Source organism: Nonomuraea sp. NPDC050153 (genome assembly GCF_044460125.1).
GTDB lineage: Bacteria > Actinomycetota > Actinomycetes > Streptosporangiales > Streptosporangiaceae > Nonomuraea.
Map to the genome: position 1 here is coordinate 237615 of NZ_JBITJQ010000010.1, position 20866 is coordinate 258480.

A 20866-nucleotide genomic window follows, 5' to 3' on the forward strand; every position below is an offset into this window, starting at 1 on the left:
GCACGCTAGTCATGGGCCAAGCCTAGGCGCTCCCCCACACATGTTGACATCGTGGGTACCCCGTTCGGTCATCAACGACCCAGGATGAGCGCCATCGCCTCAGATCGGGTCTTGTCGCTCGTGCGGAAATCACCGCGAACCGCCGAGGTGACGGTCTTGGCCCCCGGTTTGCGTACGCCGCGCATCGTCATGCACAGATGCTCGGCCTCCACCACCACGATGACTCCGCGCGGCTCCAGAACCCGCATGAGAGCGTCGGCGATCTGGGACGTCATGCGCTCCTGGACCTGGGGACGGCGGGCGAACACGTCGACCAGCCGGGCCAGCTTCGACAGGCCCGTCACCTGGCCGCGGTCATTGGGGATGTAGCCCACGTGGGCCACACCGTGGAACGGGACCAGGTGGTGCTCGCAGGTCGAGTAGACCTCGATGTCCCTGACGAGCACCATCTCGTCGTGATCGACGTCGAAGACCTTCGTCAGGACGTCTTCGGGCTTCTGGCCGAGCCCCGAATACTGCTCGGCCATGGCGCGGGCGACCCGGGCCGGCGTGTCGAGGAGGCCGTCACGGTCGGGATCCTCGCCGATGGCGTAGAGGATCTCGCGTACGGCCTTCTCGATCCGGCCCAGGTCTACGTCGTACTGAGTCACACACTGTCCCCGGACGGGAGGGCGTCCTGGTGGCCCGCGGTGAGCGAGCCGTTGGCCGACTGCTCCTTGGGGGTCAGGATCGGCGGACGGTCGGACGGCAGCCGCTTGCCGTAGCCCGCGTAGGACGGGCGGTGCGCCCTGACCACCACGGAGGCGAAGATCTCCAGCACCTGCTCGCGCGAGAGGGTCTCCTTCTCCATGAGCTCCAGCACCAGGTTGTCGAGCACGTCGCGGTATTCGACCAGGATGTCCCACGCCTGGTCGTGCGCCGTCTCGATCATCCGGCGGACCTCCTCGTCGATCGTGGAAGCGATCTTCTCGGAGTAGTCGCGCTCGTGGCCCATCTCGCGGCCCAGGAACACCTCGGCCTGGCCGGTGCCGAACTTACGGGCGCCGAGCTGCTCGCTCATGCCGTACTCGGTCACCATGCGGCGGGCGACCGCCGTGGCCTTCTCGATGTCGTTGGAGGCGCCGGTGGTGGGCTCGTGGAAGACGAGCTCCTCCGCCGCGCGGCCGCCCAGCAGCATCGCGAGCTGGTCCATCATCTCCGACCTGGTGGCCAGGAACTTGTCCTCCATCGGCAGCGTCATCGTGTAACCGAGGGCGCGGCCGCGGGACAGGATCGTGATCTTGTGGACCGGGTCGGAGTTGGGCAGCGCGTGCGCCACCAGCGCGTGACCGCCCTCGTGGTAGGCGATCATCTTCTTTTCCTTGTCGGACATGACCCGCGACTTGCGCTCGGGCCCTGCCATGACGCGGTCGATCGACTCCTCCAGGACGTCCATCGTGATCAGCTTCTGGTCGGCCCGCGCGGTGAGCAGGGCGGCCTCGTTGATCACGTTGGCCAGGTCTGCGCCGGTGAACCCGGGGGTGCGGCGCGCGATGACGTCGAGGTCGACGTTGGGGGCGAACGGCTTGCCGCGGCCGTGGACCTTGAGGATGCCCTTGCGGCCCTCGAGGTCGGGGCGGTCGACGGTGACCTGCCGGTCGAAACGGCCCGGGCGCAGCAGCGCCGGGTCGAGGATGTCGGGCCGGTTGGTCGCGGCGATGAGGATCACGCCGCCCTTGACGTCGAAGCCGTCCATCTCGACGAGCAGCTGGTTGAGCGTCTGCTCGCGCTCGTCGTGACCGCCGCCCAGGCCGGCCCCGCGGTGGCGGCCGACGGCGTCGATCTCGTCGATGAAGATGATCGCCGGGGCGTTGGCCTTCGCCTGCTCGAACAGGTCGCGCACCCGGGAGGCGCCGACACCGACGAACATCTCGACGAAGTCGGAACCGGAGATCGAGTAGAACGGCACGCCCGCCTCGCCGGCCACGGCCCGGGCCAGCAGGGTCTTGCCGGTGCCGGGCGGGCCGTACAGCAGCACGCCCTTGGGGATCTTGGCGCCGATCGCCTGGAACTTGGCCGGGGCCTGCAGGAACTCCTTGATCTCCTGGAGCTCCTCGATGGCCTCGTCGGCACCGGCGACGTCGGCGAAAGTCGTCTTGGGGGTGTCTTTGGTGATGAGCTTGGCCTTGGACTTGCCGAAGTTCATCACCCGGGAGCCGCCGCCCTGCATCTGGTTCATGATGAACAGGAAGATCAGCACGATGAAGACGATCGGCAGGAAGCTCACCAGGATGCTCACCAGGAAGTTCTCCTGGGGCACCTCGGTGTTGAAACTCTTGGTCTTGCCCGCGTCGACCTGAGCCTGGAGCTCATCGGTCAGCTTGCTGCCGTAGCCCGTGACCCAGTCGGACTGGATCAGCCTCGTCGGGGTGTCGCCGGCCTTGACCGCGATCGGGTTGTTCAGCGTCACCTCGATCCGGTTGTCCTTGTCGACAATCTTGGCGTTGCTGACGTTTCCGGCGCGAATCTGCTGGAGAACCAGAGACGTGTCGGCCTGCTTGTAATTACCGCCGCCACTCCAAAGCTGGGTGACGAGGAGGAGCAGCACGACGATGCCCAGGATCCACAGCAGTGGCCCACGTGTAAATCGCTTGAGATCCATCCGATGCGGAACCCCTTGCGGGCCCGTCCCTTCCTGACCATGGCCTGGAACCCCGGGCTGGCCCGGGGCCGCGGCATCCGGCACCGCGACTTCTGACTACCCGAGGGGGACACGCGGTCACCCTCCCGGAGTCTGAAGGTACACCGGCAGAGCGCACGGGGGGACCCGCCCGCTGCACCGGTCTTGCCCTATCAACGTACGTCACCTTGCGCGGTGTTCCCGGCCGCGGTCCAGATTGCTACTTGTAAACGTGTGGGGCCAGTGTGCCGATGAACGGCAGATTGCGGTATCGCTCGGCGTAGTCGAGGCCGTAACCGATGACGAACTCGTTGGGAATGTCGAACCCCACGTATTTCACATCGATCGGCACCTTCACCGCGTCGGGTTTCCGCAGCGCGGCGCAGATCTCAAGTGAGGCGGGATTACGCGACTTCAGGTTTTCCAACAGCCAGTGCAGGGTCAGGCCGGAGTCGATGATGTCCTCGACTATCAGCACGTCGCGGCCCATGATGTCGGTGTCGAGGTCTTTCAGCACGCGTACGACGCCGGATGACCTCGTGCCCGCGCCGTACGACGACACCGCCATCCAATCCATTTGCACGGGCACGTGCAGGGCCCTGGCCAGGTCGGCCATCACCATGACGGCGCCCTTCAGCACGCCCACGAGCAGCAAGTCTTTGCCCGCGTAGTCCTCGTCGATCCGCCCGGCAAGCTCTTTGATCTTGGCCTGGAGCTCGTCCTCGGGAATGAGGACATTTTCCAGGTCATTGCCCATGTCGGCAGCGTCCACCTGTGGTTCCTTATGCGATGGGACTGATGGCGAGTATCAGGGTGCCATACCGCCGGACGGCCGAAAGACCCCCGGGCAGGTCCACGGCCTTCTGCCCGTGCCAGCTCGTGACCAGCCGATCCACGGCCAGCACGTGCGTGGCCGAGAGGGCGCCTGAGGGTGCTCCCGCCGCGATTGCCGCCCGCCGCAGCACCCGCCGCCTGACGGCGTCGGGGAGCTTCTCCAGCTCTGGTACGGCTAGTGTCACCGGTCCCGGAATATCGCTAAGAGCGCAATTCTGGTACGCCGATTCGGCCCACTGATCGAGGGCGTCGGCGTCCTCCCGCGCCATCCCCGCGGTCCTCGCGAGCGCCTCGGCCACCCCCGGGCCCAACTCCGCTTCGAGGACGGGCAGGATCCTTCTCCGCACGCGGACTCTCGTGTAGCGGGGGTCCTCGTTGTGGGGGTCGTCCCAGGGGTCGAGCTCCAGGGCCGCACAGGCCTTCACGGTGGTGGCCCTGGGGATGTGCAGCAGCGGCCTGCGGTAGCGCCCGCCGCGCGCGGCCATCCCGGACAGCGACCTGACCCCGCTCCCCCTGGCCAGGCCCAGCAGCACCGTCTCCGCCTGGTCGTCGCGCGTGTGGCCGAGCAGCACCGCCTCCGCCTGGAGCCGGTCCGCCGCCTGGGCCAGCGCGGCGTACCGCGCGTCCCGCGCCGCCGCCTCGGGCCCGCCCTCGGCGCCGACCGTGACGGTGAGCACTTCGGCCGGGCTCAGGTCCAGCCGGTGGGCGCCGATGTCCGCCACCGTCCGCGCCCGCTCGGCCGAGCCGGGCTGGAGCTGGTGGTCCACGGTGAGCAAGCCCGCCCTGAGGCCCATCCGGGGCGCCACGAACGCCAGCGCCGCCGCCAGGGCCAGGGAGTCGGCTCCGCCGCTGCAGGCGACCAGCACCAGCGCGCCCTTCCTGACGTCGGCCAGTGCCTCCCGCACTGCCTTGCGCACGTCGGCTACGGCTGGATGTGGACCCACGGGTACCATTCTCGCCTGCCCCCACCCACCACAACGCCACCCGCGCCCCGCCGACGCGGCGCTCCAAGGGACGGAACGCCGGCCTCGCTCACCTGCACCACGCGACACCGGCGCAGCCCTATGACCGCCCGCCCGTCAGCGGGGCGGTGAGCCCGTCGTGATCCGCCGGGGGCGGGTGGAGGCTAGGCCGGGAGGGCCGGGGTGCCGATGACGCGGCTGATCCAGGCGTCCGGGTCGGCGATCTCCTGGGTCGTCGGCAGCGTCTCGGGAGAGGTCCAGATCTTGTTGAAGCCATCCATCCCCACCCGGTCCACCACCTTCCGTACGAACGCCGACCCCTCCGCGTACTGCTTCATCTTGAGATCGATCCCCAGCAGCCGCCGCACCGTGCGGTCGAGGCGGGAACCGCCCTCCCGCCGCTGGGCGAACCTGGCGCGGATCTCGCCCACCGAGGGCACCACGGACGGGCCCACCGCGTCCATGACGAAGTCGCCATGCCCCTCCACCAGGGTCATCACGGCGGTCAGGCGGTCGAGGATCTCCTTCTGCCCCGGCGACTGGATGGCGTCGATGAGGTTGCCGTCCCCGCCGCGCACCACGTCGGCCACCGTGTCGGCGGCGCTGCGGAGGCGTTCGAGGAGCGTGGGCAGGTCGAGGTCGGAGGCCAGCAGGAACTCGGTCATCTGCGACCGGACGTATTCGCGCAGCCACGGCACGCCCGTGAACTGCACCCGGTGCGTCTCCTCGTGCAGGCACACCCACAGGCGGAAGTCGTGCGGGTCGACGCCCATCTCGCGCTCGGCGTGGACGATGTTGGGGGCGACGAGCGTCAGGCGACCCGTGGGCTCCTGGCCGGTGGGGTCGGGCGGGAGGAACAGCTCGTACTGCCCGAGGACCCGCGAGGCGAGGAACGCCAGGACGGCCCCGACCTCCACGCCCGTGATGCGGGAGCCCACGGCGGTGACGATGGCGGGCGGCTGGTTGACGCTGCTGCCCATGCGCTCGGTCAACGGCTCGAGCACCACGCGGAAGCCCTCGACGTTCGCCTTGATCCAGCCGGGCCGGTCGACGACGGTCGCGGCCTGCGGCGCGGTCTCTGTGTGGATCTTGGTGAACTCGCGCACGTGGCCCTCGGCCTCACGCGACAGGGTACGGAGCTCGGCGACGGCCTGCCTGGCCTCCTCCCGGCTCACTTGAGGACCGGGGCGCACCAGGCGCGTACCGGTCGTGACGGCCAGATCCCAGTCGATCACCTGCATACCGTCCACCGTACGTGCTCCACGCCCACCGCGCGAAGGAGCGCCATGGGCGGGAGGAGATTCAAGACCTGGCCACGATGGCGGCAAGACGGTCGAGCACGGGCTCGGCCGAGCCCGGTACGCGGTCGGCCATGAACGCGAACGTCACCAGCCGCCCGTCCTTCGTGGTCGCCATGCCCGCCAGCGTGTTGACGTTGTTCAGCGTGCCGGTCTTGGCGCGGACGAGCCCGACCTCCCCCCTGCTGTCACTGGACGTGAACCGCCGGCCGTTGCCGAGCGTGCCGGAGAAGCCCGCGATCGGCATGCCGGAGGCGACGGCGTGCAGGCCGGGCTGGCTCGCCGAGCCGGACATGGCGATCAGCTTGGCCAGGGCGCTGGGGCTGATGCGGTTGCGGGTGGACAGGCCGCTGCCGTCGGAGAGCGAGATCCCCTGCGCGGCCCCGAGCCGCTGGAGCACCGCGACCACGGCCTTGGCGCCCCCTTCGAACGACGCCTGCAGACCTTCCTTGACGGCGACCTGCCTGGCCAGGGCCTCGGCCATGTCGTTGTCGCTTCGGGTGAGCGCGTGCTCGACGAGCGAGTAGATCGGGGCGGAGTCCACCCGGCCCAGCTCCGGAGCGCTCGCCGGGGCCTTGCCGGCCCGTACGGACCTGGACACCGTGATCCCCTGCTTGGTCAGCAACCTGGCGAAGGCGTCGGCGGCGTACTGGGGCGGGTTGGAGACCCGGGGCTGGTGGAAGCGCGGGTTCTGGCGGCCTTCGTCGATGGTCAGGGCGTAGACGGGCGCCACCTCGCCGTCCGGGACGTAGTTCGGCTTCCAGCCGGGGGCAATCGCCGAACCGACGAACAACGAGGTGTCGTATGAAAGGGTGATTTTTCGAACGTTTTGCGCTTTAAGGGTGGCGGCCGTGCGGGCCGCCAGCGTGGCCAGGCTCGCCTGCTTCGGGTACGTCGGTTTCGCCGACGGCCCGGCCAGCATCGGGTCACCGCCCCCGACCAGGACGGCCGTGCCCGGCTTCGCCCCCTGGACGACCCTGGTGGACAGCCGCGCGTCCGGGCCGAGGGAGGCGAGGGCCGCGGAGCAGGTGACGATCTTCGTCGTCGAGGCCGGGACGATGGGGGTGTCGGCGTTGGCGGCGAAGATCCGCTCGCCGGTGGCCGCGTCGAGCACCACCGCGCCCACACGGGAGCCGAGCGCATCGTCACCCAGGGCGCTGGTGAGCCGACGCGTCAAAGTACCCTTAGTCGGGAGAGGTCCGTCCCCCGACCTCACCGAAAGCTGGGCCAGCACAGGCCCCGAGGTGACCACGGGGACGGAGGGAGACCCTTCCGGCGGGGACGCCGTCGGCTTGGTCGGTGGAGACTGCCTCGTCAACGCGCCCAGGCTGAAGTCGGTGGTCATCGCGTAAACGCCGATGACGATCGTCAGGGCCTGCAGCACGGCGAGAGTGGCCAACATCACCCACCGGTCGTGCCGCGCCACGTCGTCTGCCTCTCTCCTGTGTTCGCCTACGAGACATTAACGCCCAGCCGGGGGTTCCCGGGGGCTTGAGTGCGGGAGACGAAGCCGAACCTGGCGTTGCCCGGTGAAGCGGACTCGGCCCATGAGAAAGGACCGCGGTGGAGTTCGACGTCGTCGTTGAGATTCCGAAGGGCAATCGAAACAAGTACGAAGTGGACCACGAGACCGGGAAAATCAGGCTCGACCGGCTTCTGTTCACCTCCACGCAGTACCCCGCCGACTACGGCTTCATCGAGAACACCCTCGGCGAGGACGGCGACCCGCTGGACGCGCTGGTGCTGCTGCAGGAGCCGACGTTCCCCGGGTGCTACATCACCTGCCGGGCGGTGGGCATGTTCAGGATGACGGACGAGAAGGGCGGCGACGACAAGGTCCTCTGCGTCCCCTCGACCGACCCGCGGATGCACCACATCCAGGACATCCATCACGTGTCCGAGTTCGACCGCCTGGAGATCCAGCACTTCTTCGAGGTCTACAAGGACCTGGAGCCGGGCAAGTCCGTCGAGGGCGCCAACTGGGTCGGCCGCATCGAGGCCGAGGCCGAGATCGAGCGCTCCTTCCGCCGGGCCAAGGAGGAGGGTCACCACTGACCCCCTCAGCGGGGCCTGGTGGCGCCCACCAGGTCCCCGCGCCAGATCGAGGCGACCCGCACCACGTCGCCGGTCTGCGGCGCGTGCACCATCTGGCCGTTGCCGACGTAGATCCCGACGTGGTGGATGGTGCCAGGGTCGCTGCTGACGTAGCCGAAGAACAGCAGGTCGCCCCGTCTGAGCTGGTCCATCGGCACGTGCGGGCCCGACGTCCACTGGGTGCCCGTCCAGTGGTCCAGCTGTACGCCGACCTTCTCCCAGGCCCGCATCACGAGCCCTGAGCAGTCGTAGGTGTCCGGGCCCGCGGCCGCCCACACGTACGGCTTGCCCAGCTGGGTCAGCGCCCAATTGGCCGCCACGTCCCCCATGGCCGAGCCCCCGGTGACCAGGTTCCGCGTCGACGCCGCCCGCTGCCTGGCCAGCAGCTCCGCGCGGCTGCGCGCCGCGTCCACCCGGCGCTGGAGGACCACCGTGCGGGCCTGCAGCTTCGCGGTCTCCAGCCGCTGCCGGGCCACCGCCTGCTCGGCCACCGCCTTGGCCAGCGCGACGCGCTCCGAGAAGACCCGGTGGGCGGCGTAGGCGTTCGCGGCCTGCGTACGCAGGATCGCGGCCACCTCCTGCGTGTCCCGCATCCGGTCGAGTATCGCCGTCTGCTCTCCCCTGAGCTGCGCCAGCAGGCTCGCCCGGCGCAGGACCCCCTCCCTGTCGCCCTGGTCGACGAGCATGCTGACGACCGGGGTCATCAGGCCCAGCCCGCCGTAGCCCTCGGCGGCCAGCAGCGCGACGGCCTGCCTGGCCCGCTCGACCTCCGCGTCCGCCCCCGCCAGCCGCGCCCTGGCCTGCGCGTAGGTCTGGTCGGCCTGCTTGAGCCTGACCAGCTCGCCGTTGTACGCCTCGACCAGCCGCTCCACCGCGGCCGCCATCACGTCCAGCCGCGACTGCGCCGTGGCCAGCTGGGCGCTGGCCGCCCCCAGCTCCCGCGAACGGTCCTGCGCGATCTGGCGCGCCTTCCGCACCTCCCGCGAGGAGGGGGCAGGATCGGCCGCGACGGGTGGGCACGAAGCGACGACCAGGCAGCACGCGAGGAGCCCAGCCCGAAATGCGCGCATTGGTCCCCCCAGAAACACATGGTTACTCTATGCACACAGTTCCCGGCAATTCACTCACGTAACGTGATCGGACCATGCGGGCTCGATGTTCTGGGGTGGAGTGGCGCGGAGACGGCGAAAGGGCCGCCGGGCACCCGCGTGACGGTTCGAGGGGGTCAGCCGGTGGTCGTGGGTGACGGAGGGGTGGTGGGGGTGGTCGTCGGGGGTGGCGTGGAGGTTTGGGTGGGTGTCTGGGGCGGAGTGGGGGTCGGGGTGGGACAGGGAGTGCGGGTGGCGGGGGTGGAGGGCGGCGGGTTACCGGTGGGCGGGTCATGGGGTGGGCCGCCTGCCGGTGGGCGATGCGTCGACGGGGCCGGCGGGGGCGGGGGGAGGTAGGTCGGCGGTTGCGGTTCGGCGGGCCCGGGAGGGCTGGAGGGGACGCGGGTGGAGGAGGTGCGGTCCGGCGGCGAGGAACGTACGGCGTCGCGGACCGGCTCGACGGACGGCACCAGCATCGGGGCGCCGGTGACGCCGATCGGACGCGTGGTCGTGTTGTCCAGGACGGGGTCCGCCGTCACCGGCGCGTCCGGCGGGCGGGAGCGCCAGGGCAGGCGGATGGCGGGCGGTTCGCCCGTGGCCGGGAACGCGGCCGTGGCCACGCCCGACACCCCGCTCCCCTCGGTCCCGAACTGCTGGAAGATCACCACTATCGCCACCACGGCCGCGACCGCCGCCAGCGCGCCTGCCAGCGCCTTAGGCCACCCTCGAACGCTCTTGTGCGCGGGAACGGGAAATCCGGCGGCGCCCAGGTTGCCCGTACGCCTGGCGACATAACGGCGGTACGGCAGGAGCTCGGGGTCGACGAAGCAGCTCATCACCCGGAGGCGGAGCGCGTCGGGCAGCGGCTGCTGGGGCAGCAGGTCGAGGACCTTGGCGGCCGACACCTCGCGGGTGCGGTGCGGCGCGCAGGTCTCGCAGCGCGGCAGGTGACGGACCAGGCGCTCGCGCATCTCCTGGGTCAGCTCGCCGGCGAACCCGGCCAGGATCGCGGCCCGCCGCGGGCAGTCGTACGGGCCCTTCAAGGCGAGGATCTCGGCGGTGATCGCGTCGCGCAGCCGCTCGCGCGCCCCCTCCAGGACCTGCTCGACCTGCCGCGTCGCCAGCACCTGGGCCAGCTCGGGCGCGGGCAGCGAGTGCCGGTACGTGAGCTCCAGGGCCTCGCGGTCGGCGACGGGCAGGCTCTGGACGGCGTTCCAGGCCATGATCCGCAGGTCGGCGTCGGCCGGGTCGTGCGGGGGCGGCGCCTTGGCCAGGGCTTCCGCGGGCCCTGGCGGCGCCGCCGCCCTGCGGCGCAGGCACTCGGCGCGGGCCAGCGCGTACAGCCAGGTGCGCAGCCTGTCGGGGTCGGCCAGCGCGCCCGCGTGCGCCTCGGCCGCGATCAGCGTGTCGCGGAGCGCCACCTGGGCGCTGTCCGCGTTCAGCAGGAGGGACCAGCAGTAGCGGTAGACGCTCTCCGCGTACGTGTCATAGACGGCGGCGAGCGCGCCCGGGTCACGGGCGCGGAGTGCTTCGACCAGGACGCGGTCATTCATATGACCGAAGGTAATTGATTGGTAACTAGTAGTTCTACCGCTTTCGGGGCGTCGGCATAACAGCGCCTTTGGATTTAGCCCAATTTATTGTTTATGCTCCGCCACGACCTGTGTGCTCCGGTCCACCGGGAACGGTTCGGTCACCGGCTTGACGGTGTGGATCGGCACGGCTCCGGCGAGCGCCAGCTCCTCGTAGGGACGGCCCGTCGAGCCCCAGGTCCTGGCCGTGATGTCGGTCCTCGTGACCTTCGACCCCTGCGGGAGCCCCGACACGGTGAGGATGAATCGCGGCGGACTTCCGGCTTTGACGTCGTCCACGAATGTGCTCCCGCCGCCGAGGAGTTTGCCTTCTTTGTCGCGCAGCAGCGCGTTCACGACGAGGCTGCTGACCGACATTTGATAGGGATTCCCGACATATCCAGTAATAAGGTAGGAACCATCTTTCTGGGGCAATGTCTGGACGCGGCTGACAGGAAACCGCTGGAACGCGGAGGGAATTCGCGCCGCCGGCCGCCAACGCGCGGGACGGTACTGGATCGTCACCTTCGCCGGCTTCTCGGAAGCGGTGGCCTGGCCGGTGAAGGCCAGCGACCCGCCCGGCGGCACGGCGTCGAGCGGCTGGTCCATCCTGACCACTTCGGTGCCCTTGGCGTCGTGTCCGACGATGGTGGCCACCACGTGCTCGCCGAAGTGCCACGGGTTGGCGTTGCTGAGCACACCCGCCCAGGTGACGGCGTACCCGTCGGCGGATTTGACGATGTTCGAGACCTGCTCTTTGAGGGCAAGGGGCTTGAGCTCTTGCACGGGTCGTTTCTCGCTCGCGCACCCGGAGAGGCAGATCGCCCCGAGTGCGCAGAGTGCGAGCAGGCTGACGGTTCGGCTGCGCGGGATCACTTTGCCGTGATAACCCGTGCATGGGTACGGCTGGCAGAGGACACGCGCCTGTCGTACCAACTCTTTAACGGGGGCGTACGACCCTGGCCTCGTCCCATACCGGATCGGACGACTCGTAGACCGTGCCGTCGGAGCCGAAGACCAGGTAGCGGTCGAAGTCGGCGGCGAACCAGCGGTCGTGGGTGACCGCCAGCACCGTGCCGTCGAACGCGTCCAGGCCCGCCTGCAGCGCCTCGGCGCTGGCCAGGTCGAGGTTGTCGGTCGGCTCGTCGAGCAGCAGCAACGTGGCCCCGGACAGCTCCAGCAGCAGGATCTGCAGCCGCGCCTGCTGCCCGCCGGAGAGCGTGTCGAACCGCTGCTCGGCGATCAGCCCCGCCAACTCGTAGCGGGCCAGCGTCTTCATCGCTTCGTTCTTGAGCTTGGCGTGCTCGGTCATGACGATCTCGACCGGGGTGCGGCCGAGCAGGTCGGGCCGGGCGTGCGTCTGGGCGAAGTGGCCGGGGACCACGCGGGCGCCGAGCTTGGCGACCCCGTCGTGGTTGATCGGCTCTCCGGCCAGCAGGCGCAGGAAGTGGGACTTGCCCGAGCCGTTGGAGCCGAGGACGGCGACGCGCTCGCCGTACCAGACCTCCAGGTCGAACGGGCGCATGAGGCCGGTGAGTTCGAGAACCTCGCAGGTGATCGCCCGCTTGCCGGTGCGGCCGCCTTTGAGCCGCATCTTGATGTTCTGGTCGTTGGGGGGCGTCTCGGGCGGGCCCGCCTCCACGAACTTGCGCAGCCGGGTCTGGGCGGCGTGATAGGCGGCGGCCATGCCGTCGTTGTATCTCGCTTTGTTCTTCAGCATGTTGACCAGGGCCTTGAGCTTGGCGTGCTCTTCGTCCCAGCGCCTGCGCAGCTCGTCGAGGCGTTCGTTGCGGGCCTTGCGGGCCTCGGCGTACGTGGCGAACCCGCCGCCGTGGATCCAGATGTTGCCGGACTCGACGGTCACGATGCGGTCGGCCGCGTTCGCCAGGAGCTGGCGGTCGTGGCTGACCAGCAGCACGGTCTTGGGCGTCTCCCTGAGCTGCTGCTCCAGCCACTCCTTGCCGGGGACATCGAGGTAGTTGTCGGGCTCGTCGAGGAGCAGCGTCTGGTCGGGGCCGCGCAGCAGCGCCTCCAGGACGAGCCGCTTCTGCTCGCCGCCGGACAGCGTGGACACGTCCCGATATTTCACCCTTTCGTAGGGGACGCCGAGCGCGGCCACCGTACAGGTGTCCCACAGCACCTCGATGTCGTAGCCGCCCGCGTCGGTGTAGTCGCTGATGGCCTGCGCGTAACGCATCTGCGTCTTCTCGTCGTCGCGCTCCATCATCACCAGCTCGGCCTCGTCGAGCCGCTCGGCCGCCGCGCGCACCGCCGGCGGGGCGACGCCGAGCAGCAGGTCGCGCACGCTGCTCCCGTCGCGCACGCTGCCGACGAACTGCCGCATCACGCCCAGCCCGCCGGAGCTCGCCACGCTGCCGTCGACCGGCTGGAGGTCACCGGCGATCAGCCGCATGAGCGTGGTCTTGCCCGCGCCGTTGGGCCCGACGAGAGCCGCTTTGACGCCTTCACCGATCCGGAAGGACACGTCGTCGAGCAGGGGCCGCCCGTCGGGCAGCACGTACGTGAGATGTCCTACTTCGACGTGACCCATTCCGGCAGGTTACCCGGCCCCTTCCGGCGCGGTCACCACATTTTCCACCACTCAGCCGGACGCCACACCGCGCAGAATCACCGTCTCTACGACGCCCTCCACGGCATGACACAGCTTGACGTCGGTGGTGAGAAGGGGAATGCCTCGATCGATGGCCAGCTGCGCGAAGACGGCGTCGTACATGCGAAGGGTGAGCCGCACCGCGAGACCCGCCGCTCTTTCCAGGACGTCGGCATCCACCGCGTGGACCTTCACCCCGAATTCGTCGATCAAGCGCACGGCCGCGACGAATTCTTCGGGCGTGAGCCGACCGGAGAGCAGTCCCTTTTTTCGAAGAACCCCAGCCACCTCGATCCGCGCGAAATCCGCCGTCTCCTACGCGACCTGCCCGTTGAGAAACGCGTCCTGAACCTCGCGAGCATGCTCATGGCCAGGCTGATCAACGAACCAGCGCAGGAACACACCGGTGTCGACGAGGTAGGCGTCAGCCACGAGACCCTTCCCGGAGCTGGTCCAGTTCTTCATCGACACCTGTCACACCGCGCATCCGGTCCCGGATCCGCTCCAAGGACGCGGCCGCCTGCGTGCGGCGGCTCGCCAGGAGATTTTCGCGGACGAGCGCGAGCACCGGTTGCACCCGATCGTCGGGCAGCTGATCGACCAGCGAGTGGAGTTCTTCACGCATCGCGCTCATACCCGCAGTGTATGTCTGCCCACTATCGCGTCATCCGGATTTCCGCCGCCGAGGATCGTGCCCGGTCCTCAGACGAGCGTGCTCTTGTAGAAGATGCTGGCCTTGCGAGCCCCCGCGGCGCCGGAGGCGAGGCCGAGGCAGAGCCGGGGCCGCCCTGAGACGATCTGGATGGCCAGGCCCTCCGGCTCGCGGAAGTCCAGGGACTTGCCCGCCTGGCTGAGCGAGCGCTGGACCTTGGCGCCCGTGCGCAGGTCGACGCAGGTCAGGTACGTGTTGCCCGGCGCGGGGTTGGAGCCGCTGTAGGCCGTGCCGTCGAGCAGGTAGAGGTAGTCGCCGTAGGCCGTGTAGCCCTGGAAGACGCCCAGGCCGGACGGCTGCGCGACGTCGTACAGCTTCGTGGCCGTGCCCGCCTTCACCGCCGCCAGCGAGTACGCCACGAAGCGCGCCTGGCCGCCGACCCGGCACCGCATGATCAGCCGGTTGGTGGACGGGTCGATGGCGCACGTGGTGCTGGTGGCGCCCGAGATCAAGGTGTACTTGGTCAGCGCCGAGGACGACGACGCGAGCGTCTGGCCGTTGACGAACTTGAACCTCGCCAGGCGTCGCCCCCAGGCGTTCCCCGCGCCGTCGCCGACCGCGTCGGTCTCCGTCCACAGGTAGGCGGAGCCGCCCGACGGCTCCACGCCGATCTGCACGCCGTGCCCGAAGCCCTTGAGGTACATGTGGCCGAGCACCGATCCGGACAGGCTCAGCTTGGTCACGCAGAGATCCCCGGCCGCCGCCGACCCCGAGCCGTTCTTGAGCTGGGCCAGGTAGATGTGCCCGTTGGCGTTGTCGAAGGCGAACGACTGCAGCACCGTCTCGTCGTACAGCGCCTTCTTCCAGATCAGCTGGCCGGCGGGTGCCGCCAGGTCGAACCGGCCCGCCGCGGAGGCGGCAGCCGCCGTCTCCGTGCCCGCCAGGGCCGCCGCCGCGGCTCCCGCACCCACCTTGAGCAGATCCCGGCGAGTGACCGGCATACGACCTCCATAACGGATATATACGGATATTTCAGGAAGTCACCAACCATAGTGCAGCCCGCCGAGGGTCACCCCCGAAACTCCCACGATCCAATTCGGCCGAGTGTGAGAGGGCCCTAGACAGTAAGTGATCTAATGACTAGAACTGTAGGGAACTTCCCTCCCCAAGGACGAGTGATGACGCGATTCCGCTCCGCCTTAGCACCCCTCGCCATCGCGTTGGTCGGCCTGACGGCCGTACCGCAGCAAGCCTGGGCAGCCCCGCCCAAACCCATCCCGTCGGTGGCGCAGCAACAGCAGCAGCCGGCCGCGACCCGCGCCGCGTGCGGCCCGACCGTCAAGACAACCACCGTCGACGCCCGGCTGACCAGCCTTTTCACCAACTACGGAAACGACAACAGCCGGTTGGACGACTGGACGGGCGCCGACGGCACCTACTCGGTCAAGCTGCCGAGCGGCAAGGAACTGTGGGTCTTCTCCGACACGTTCCTCGGCCGGGTGAACGCCGACGGCTCGCGCCCGCCCGTGGTCGGGGAGGGCGGGGACACGGTCTTCCTGAACAACTCCTTCGCCGTCGAGCGCAACGGCAAGCTGTCCACGATCCACGACGGCACCGCCGCCGCGCCGACCGCGGTGATGCCGCCGCGCGACCAGAACCACTGGTACTGGGCCGGCGACGCGACGGTGGCCGGCGGGCTCGTGGAGGTCACCTACCAGGAGTACGAGCGCTACGGCACCGGCGCGTGGGACTGGCGCTGGCACCGGAACGTGGTGGCCAGGTTCGCCCCGGGGCGGCTGAACGAGCCCATCGGCGTCACCGACCTGCCGTCCGGGCACGGCGTGGCGTGGGCCTCCGCGATCCTCAAGGACGGCGGATACACCTACGTGTACGGCGTCGAGGACCTCGGCTCGCCCAAGTACATGCACGTCGCGCGGGTCAAGGGGCAGAGCCTGCTGGGCACCTGGGAGTTCCTGAAGGCGGACGGCACCTGGTCGCCGAACGAGACCGACTCGGCGCGCATCATGAGCGGCGTCGCGAACGAGTACAGCGTCACCAAGGTCGGATCGGGATATGTCCTGATCACGCATGACACGACCGAGGTCCTGAGCCCGAACATCGTGGCCTACACCTCGTGCTCCCCGTTCGGCCCGTTCACCGGCAAGCAGCACGTCTACACGACCCCCGAGACCAAGGGGAACATCTTCACCTACAACGCCCACGCGCACCCCGAGGTCGCGGGCAACGGTCTCGTGATCTCCTACAACGTCAACAGCTTCGTGAACACCGACCACTACCGGGACGTGACCATCTACCGGCCGAGATTCCTGGATGTGACCTTCCAGTGAGACGCAACTGGGCGGCCCGACTGCGGCCCGTCACGATCGACGGGCTGCGGGCGGTCGTGCTGGAGAACGAGCGGTTGCGCGTGACCGTCGTGCCGGACAAGGGCGGCGACGTGGTGGAGTTCCTGCACAAGCCCACCGACACCGACTTCGTCTGGCTCTCCCCGCAGGGCCTGCGCGATCCGCACGACCACCTCCAAGGCGCGGCCGACGACGTCGCCCAGTTCATCGACCACTACGAGGGCGGCTGGCAGGAGATCTTCCCGAACGGCGGCGCGCCCAGCGAGTACCGGGGCGCGCGGCTGGCGCAGCACGGGGAGGTCTCCGGGCTGCCGTGGCGGTGGGAGGTCGTGGCCGACTCCGAGGACGAGGTCGCGATCAGGCTCAGCGTGCGGACGCGGCGGCTGCCGTACCGGATGGAGAAGGTCTTCAGGCTCAGGTCCGGGACGGCGGCTCTGGAGATCGAGGGCCGGGCCACCAACGAGGCCGAGCTGCCGCTGCACGCCATGTGGGGGCAGCACATCGTGTACGGCCTGCCGTTCCTGCGTCCCGGCGCCAGGATCAGGCTGCCGGAAGGCGTCAAGGTGATCCCCCACGAGACTGCGATAAGTCCGGCGGGCCGGAGGGTCCAGGCGGGCGGGCCGTGGCAGTGGCCCGTCGTCCCGGCCGACGGCGGCGGCGAGACCGATCTGAGCGTCGTGCAGGAGCCGGGGTCGCCGAGCGACATCGTCTACCTGACGGGCTTCGACGAGGGTTGGTACGAAATTTCGGGGGATATCGGTATGCGGGTGGAGTGGGACGCGACTCTCCTGCCGTACCTGTGGATGTGGCAGGAGCTCGGCGCGTCCACCGACTATCCCTGGTGGGGACGGGCGTACACGCTGGGGCTCGAACCGTTCTCCAGCATGCCGACCGACGGCCTGGCCGCCGCCGTAGACAACGGCACGGCCCTCGCCCTGGGCCCCCATGAGACGAAGGTGTTGAGGTTGCGCGCGGAGGTTAAAGCGTGAGCGAATTTGGTGGGAAGGTCGCGCTGGTCACGGGTGGTTCGATGGGCATCGGGCGGGCCGTGGTGAACCGGCTGGCCGACGGCGGGGCGTCCGTGGTGTTCTGCGGGATCGGCAAGGACGCGGTGCTCGACAGCGGAGCCCCGAGCGAGCGCGACCATGGACACGCGAGCGTCACCGGCGTGGTCGCCGACGTGCGCCGGGCCGACGAGATGCGCGACCTGGTGGACCTGGCCGTGACCACGTACGGCGGGCTCGACATCGTCGTCACCTGCGCGGGCGTGCAGCGCTACGGCACGGTCGAGGACACCCCGGAGGACGTCTGGGACGAAGTGCTCGACATCAACCTCAAGGGCGTCTACCTCACCTGCAAGGCGGCCATACCCGAGCTGAGGGCCCGCGGCGGCGGCTCGATCGTGATCATGTCGTCGGTGCAGGCGTTCTCCTCGCAGGCGCAGGTGGCCGCGTACACCGCGAGCAAGGCCGCGCTCAACGGCCTGACCCGGGCCATGGCGCTCGACCACGCCGCCGACGGCATCCGGGTGAACGTGGTCTGCCCAGGTTCGGTGGACACCCCGATGTTGCGCTGGGCGGCGGACCTGTGGCGGGGCGAGCTCTCGCAGGAGGAGCAGATCGCGCAGTGGGGCCGCTCCCACCCGCTGGGCCGCGTGGGCCGCCCGGAGGAGGTGGCCGAGTTGGTGGCGTTCCTGGCGGGGCCGCGCTCGTCGTTCATCACCGGCGCCGAGCACCGGGTGGACGGCGGCCTGCTCGCGCAGAATCCGGCCGCCCTTCCCGAATAGCCCACAGGTTCCTCTGGAGGCGCACCAAAGCTGGCAAGTGTTGCGTCAATGCGACGAACTCCCAGGTCGTACCGCTGATACCAGTGGTCCTCGGCGTGCCGGGCACGCGACCCGCTCCGGGCGCACAGCCCTTGATCGACCGGCGAGTCATAGCGACTCGTAGTCGATCAAGCACGCTAGGTTACGAGGTCGAAACGACTCACCGAGGAGAGACCTGTGAGGCTATCCAGAAAGGCCGCCGGCATCGTCGCCGCGGCCGCGATGTTGACAGTGGTCGGTTCTGCCACCGCAGCGGTGGCCAGCCCCCGCTCGACCTGCTACGGCGGTCGGGTCTGCCTGTACGCCAGCTTCGACTACAACCGTGGTCAGGTCGATCACTGGCGCGACTTCGTCCAGGATGACTCGGACTTCGAGGACAACAACTGGCTGAACTGGGACTTCAGCAACTCCTGGCAAAGCATGAACAACGAGACCAGCTCCGTCAGGAACCGGATCGGCTGCAGCGCCACCCTCTGGCAGCACCCCGGCTACACGGGAGCCCACAGCACGTTCACGAACAACTCGAACGACGGCTTCCTGGCGAACAACGCCATCGGCAACAACCGCGCCAGCGCGCTCGACATCTGGTGCCGCTGAGCAATAACGGGAGTGCCGGTTTCCGGGCTTGGCCGCCGGAAACCGGCCGCCGCGGACTCCTCGCGGGCGCACTGCTGCTGACCACGGTCACGGCCTGCGCCGCCGACGAGCCCGCGCCGCGAGCGCCGGTGAAAGGCGTCTCCTCGGTGTCGGAGCTGGTGCTGCCGTTCGACGCCTACAAGACCACTCCCGAGCAGCGGGCCGTCCTGGGCAACGCCCACAACCAACTCGTCGTGCAGTGCATGCACAGGCAGGGCATCACCATCGCCCCACCGGCGGAGGACCCTGCCACCATCGCCGCGGTGGACCCCGGCAACTCCCGCCGCTACGGCGTCGCCGACATCGAAGCGGCCAAGACCTACGGCTACCACCTCGCCAGGCCGCCCTCGCCCGACACCACGGGCACCTGGGCCGGCAAGCTCCCCAAACCCGCCCGGCATCGCCTGTACGGCACCGCCGCGGACCGCGGCTGCCTGGACCGGGCCACGCTCGCCCTGGACAAGGGCGCGAAGAAGGCCGACTGGCCGTGGCTGGCCCTGCAGGACTCGCTCACGCTGGAGCAGGCGGCCAAGGAGCCGTCCGTGACGGCGGCGGCCAAGCGCTGGGAGTCGTGCATGGGCCAGGCGGGCCACTCCTACCCGGCGCCCGAGGCCGCCATCGCCGACAGCCGCTGGAACCTGGACGAGTCGGCCGTCACTGAGGACGAGAAGCAGACCGCGACCGCCGACACGACGTGCAAGTGGTCGTCGGGCCTGGTGGCGGCCTGGTTCGCGGCCGACGCGGAGCTCCAGCGGGCGGTCATCCGGGACAACCCCGACCGCTTCGCCGCGCTCCGCGACAACCTCAGACAACGCCTGGACCGCGCGTCAGCCCTGCTGGCCGAGCACGAAGGCGGCGAGGTCCGCTGACTGCCGGAGCCTGCTCGGCTCGTGGACGTACATCATGTGGCCGGCCTCGTAGTACCTGAACTCGACGTTGGCGGCCAGCTCCGCGGGCACGGGCAGGTGCGCGAACGCGTGCTCGGCGGCGTAGTACGGCGTCGCGCCGTCGTGGTATCCGCAGGCCACGTGCACGCGCAGGTGCGGGTTGGCCCGCATCGCGTCGGCCAGCTTGTCGACCACGGTGACGTGGGCGCCCTCGAACTCCTTGAACGACCACGGCCGCACTCGCGAGGTGAGCACCTCGTACGGCAGGTCGTTGGCGTAGCCCAGCTCGGTGCGCAGGTAGTGGTTGAGCGCGGCGCTGTAGGGGCCCATGATCGCGCTCATGCTGGGGTCGGCGGAGAAGTGCTCGCGCCCCGAGTCGGGGTCCCAGCCGGTGAACCGGCCGTCGAGGCGGCCGACGGTCCGGCGGCGCGAGCGCAGCACCTCGGTGAAGAACCGGATGTGCTCGATCCGCAGGTCCACGCGGTCGACGTAGTCCTCGCTCAGCCCCGTCAGCCCGGCGATCCTGGCGACGGCGGCCGAGCGCTCCTCGCGGGTGAGGCGGCTGCCGCGGGACAGCGCCCACAGGTAGTCCCGCTCGGCGTACGCCTCGGCCTCGCGCAGCACGTCGGCCAGCGGCCGGTCGCCATGCAGCCCGTGATAGTGCGCAATAGCGGCATAAGTCGGCAAATAGAGGGCGTAGGCCAGGTCGTTGCCCTGGTTGAAATCGCCGGTGATGAAGTCGAGCACCGAGGAGATCAGCATCACGCCGTTGAGGTACATGCCGTACCGCGACTGCAGGTGGTCCGCCAGCCCGGCCGCCCTGACCGTCCCGTACGACTCCCCCGCCAGGAACTTCGGCGACATCCACCGCCCGTTCCTGGTGGTCCACAGCCGGATGATCTCCCCGACGGACTCGATGTCGCCGGTGAAGCCGTGGTACGGCTCCGGCTTCTCCCCCTCGGCCGCCCGCGAGTAGCCGGTCGAGACCGGGTCGATGAAGACCAGGTCGCTCACGCTCAGCAGGCTCTCCTCGTTGTCGGCCAGCCCGTAAGGAGGCGGCAGGAGCGCGCCCGCGTCCCCCATCACGACCCGGCGCGGCCCGAGCACGCCCAGGTGCAGCCACACGCTCGACGATCCCGGGCCACCGTTGAAGGCGAACGTGACCGGCCTGCTCAGCGGCTCGGCCCCGTCGAGCGTGTACGAGGTGACGAACATCTCGGCCTTGGGCCGCAGGCCCCCGAACTTGCCCTCGTCGATCACCTCCTCGCGCAGCACCATGGTGCCGGTGGTGGCGGTGTACGCCTGCCCGGACGGGAGCGTGTGCGAGGTGGTGACGAGATTGTCAGCCGGCGGGGCCGGCTGCGTTTCTTCCGACATATCGCC

The 20866-nt window shown here is 69.4% G+C and carries 20 protein-coding genes; 6 read left to right on the forward strand and 14 right to left on the reverse strand.

All coding sequences use genetic code 11. The features are described 5' to 3' along the window. Positions 1–71 precede the first annotated feature (71 nt). From folE to dacB, 6 genes are all read right to left on the reverse strand, one after another. Complete coding sequence (gene folE, locus ACIBQ1_RS25790; protein WP_192788835.1) at positions 72–650, reverse strand: GTP cyclohydrolase I FolE; 579 nt, start codon at positions 648–650, stop codon at positions 72–74. After that, entirely contained in the window at positions 647–2641 is a 1995-nt protein-coding gene (gene ftsH, locus ACIBQ1_RS25795; protein ID WP_397281352.1) for an ATP-dependent zinc metalloprotease FtsH, read from the reverse strand. Before ftsH ends, folE begins: the two co-directional genes overlap by 4 nt. A gap of 238 nt (positions 2642–2879) precedes the next feature. Beyond that, entirely contained in the window at positions 2880–3431 is a 552-nt protein-coding gene (hpt, locus tag ACIBQ1_RS25800; protein WP_355366287.1) for a hypoxanthine phosphoribosyltransferase, read from the reverse strand. Between the two features lie 10 nt (positions 3432–3441). Next, the gene (gene tilS, locus ACIBQ1_RS25805; protein ID WP_397281354.1) at positions 3442–4446 is read right to left on the reverse strand and encodes a tRNA lysidine(34) synthetase TilS; all 1005 of its coding nucleotides are present in this window, start codon (positions 4444–4446) and stop codon (positions 3442–3444) included. Between the two features lie 173 nt (positions 4447–4619). Next, positions 4620–5696 (reverse strand): zinc-dependent metalloprotease, encoded by a 1077-nt coding sequence (locus ACIBQ1_RS25810; RefSeq protein ID WP_397281356.1) that lies wholly within the window; start codon positions 5694–5696, stop codon positions 4620–4622. 61 nt (positions 5697–5757) lie between these two features. Further along, on the reverse strand, positions 5758–6930 hold the full coding sequence (gene dacB, locus ACIBQ1_RS25815; protein WP_397281358.1) for a D-alanyl-D-alanine carboxypeptidase/D-alanyl-D-alanine-endopeptidase: 1173 nt from the start codon (positions 6928–6930) through the stop codon (positions 5758–5760). Positions 6931–7316: 386 nt separating this feature from the next. Here dacB and ACIBQ1_RS25820 point away from each other — a divergent pair, with 386 nt between their 5' ends. Beyond that, on the forward strand, positions 7317–7808 hold the full coding sequence (locus tag ACIBQ1_RS25820; RefSeq protein ID WP_185069348.1) for an inorganic diphosphatase: 492 nt from the start codon (positions 7317–7319) through the stop codon (positions 7806–7808). A gap of 5 nt (positions 7809–7813) precedes the next feature. On the opposite strand, the gene ACIBQ1_RS25825 is transcribed toward ACIBQ1_RS25820, so the two are convergent. The 7 genes from ACIBQ1_RS25825 to ACIBQ1_RS25855 form a co-directional block, all read right to left on the reverse strand. After that, entirely contained in the window at positions 7814–8824 is a 1011-nt protein-coding gene (locus tag ACIBQ1_RS25825) for an NlpC/P60 family protein (protein ID WP_397281359.1), read from the reverse strand. A gap of 248 nt (positions 8825–9072) precedes the next feature. Then, positions 9073–10488: a hypothetical protein gene (locus ACIBQ1_RS25830; RefSeq protein ID WP_397281360.1), complete on the reverse strand. Its 1416-nt coding sequence runs from the start codon at positions 10486–10488 to the stop codon at positions 9073–9075. An 84-nt stretch (positions 10489–10572) separates the two neighbouring features. Then, the gene (locus ACIBQ1_RS25835) at positions 10573–11292 is read right to left on the reverse strand and encodes a hypothetical protein (RefSeq protein WP_397281361.1); all 720 of its coding nucleotides are present in this window, start codon (positions 11290–11292) and stop codon (positions 10573–10575) included. Between the two features lie 154 nt (positions 11293–11446). Further along, positions 11447–13057, reverse strand: coding sequence for an ABC-F family ATP-binding cassette domain-containing protein (locus ACIBQ1_RS25840; RefSeq protein WP_397281363.1), 1611 nt, complete (start codon positions 13055–13057; stop codon positions 11447–11449). Positions 13058–13108: 51 nt separating this feature from the next. Beyond that, the gene (locus ACIBQ1_RS25845) at positions 13109–13405 is read right to left on the reverse strand and encodes a type II toxin-antitoxin system VapC family toxin (RefSeq protein WP_397281365.1); all 297 of its coding nucleotides are present in this window, start codon (positions 13403–13405) and stop codon (positions 13109–13111) included. A 136-nt stretch (positions 13406–13541) separates the two neighbouring features. Further along, positions 13542–13751, reverse strand: coding sequence for a hypothetical protein (locus ACIBQ1_RS25850; RefSeq protein ID WP_397281367.1), 210 nt, complete (start codon positions 13749–13751; stop codon positions 13542–13544). A 68-nt stretch (positions 13752–13819) separates the two neighbouring features. Next, positions 13820–14770 carry a teichoic acid biosynthesis protein C gene (locus ACIBQ1_RS25855; RefSeq protein ID WP_397281369.1) on the reverse strand — a complete coding sequence of 317 codons (951 nt, stop codon included), beginning with the start codon at positions 14768–14770 and terminating at the stop codon, positions 13820–13822. A 177-nt stretch (positions 14771–14947) separates the two neighbouring features. Between ACIBQ1_RS25855 and ACIBQ1_RS25860 the strand changes: the two genes are divergently transcribed. The 5 genes from ACIBQ1_RS25860 (at position 14948) to ACIBQ1_RS25880 (ending at position 19465) form a co-directional block, all read left to right on the forward strand. After that, entirely contained in the window at positions 14948–16117 is a 1170-nt protein-coding gene (locus ACIBQ1_RS25860) for a DUF4185 domain-containing protein (protein WP_397281370.1), read from the forward strand. Then, complete coding sequence (locus ACIBQ1_RS25865) at positions 16114–17124, forward strand: DUF4432 family protein (protein WP_397281373.1); 1011 nt, start codon at positions 16114–16116, stop codon at positions 17122–17124. Before ACIBQ1_RS25860 ends, ACIBQ1_RS25865 begins: the two co-directional genes overlap by 4 nt. Then, positions 17121–17921, forward strand: a complete 801-nt coding sequence (locus ACIBQ1_RS25870; RefSeq protein ID WP_397281374.1) for an SDR family NAD(P)-dependent oxidoreductase — start codon at positions 17121–17123, stop codon at positions 17919–17921. Before ACIBQ1_RS25865 ends, ACIBQ1_RS25870 begins: the two co-directional genes overlap by 4 nt. A 216-nt stretch (positions 17922–18137) precedes the next feature. Continuing rightward, on the forward strand, positions 18138–18557 hold the full coding sequence (locus ACIBQ1_RS25875; protein WP_397281375.1) for a peptidase inhibitor family I36 protein: 420 nt from the start codon (positions 18138–18140) through the stop codon (positions 18555–18557). Further along, positions 18548–19465, forward strand: coding sequence for a hypothetical protein (locus tag ACIBQ1_RS25880; RefSeq protein WP_397281377.1), 918 nt, complete (start codon positions 18548–18550; stop codon positions 19463–19465). Before ACIBQ1_RS25875 ends, ACIBQ1_RS25880 begins: the two co-directional genes overlap by 10 nt. Here ACIBQ1_RS25880 and ACIBQ1_RS25885 read toward each other — a convergent pair. Then, the gene (locus ACIBQ1_RS25885) at positions 19424–20860 is read right to left on the reverse strand and encodes a S10 family peptidase (RefSeq protein WP_397281378.1); all 1437 of its coding nucleotides are present in this window, start codon (positions 20858–20860) and stop codon (positions 19424–19426) included. The two genes, ACIBQ1_RS25880 and ACIBQ1_RS25885, sit on opposite strands and share 42 nt — an antisense overlap. Positions 20861–20866 lie beyond the last annotated feature (6 nt).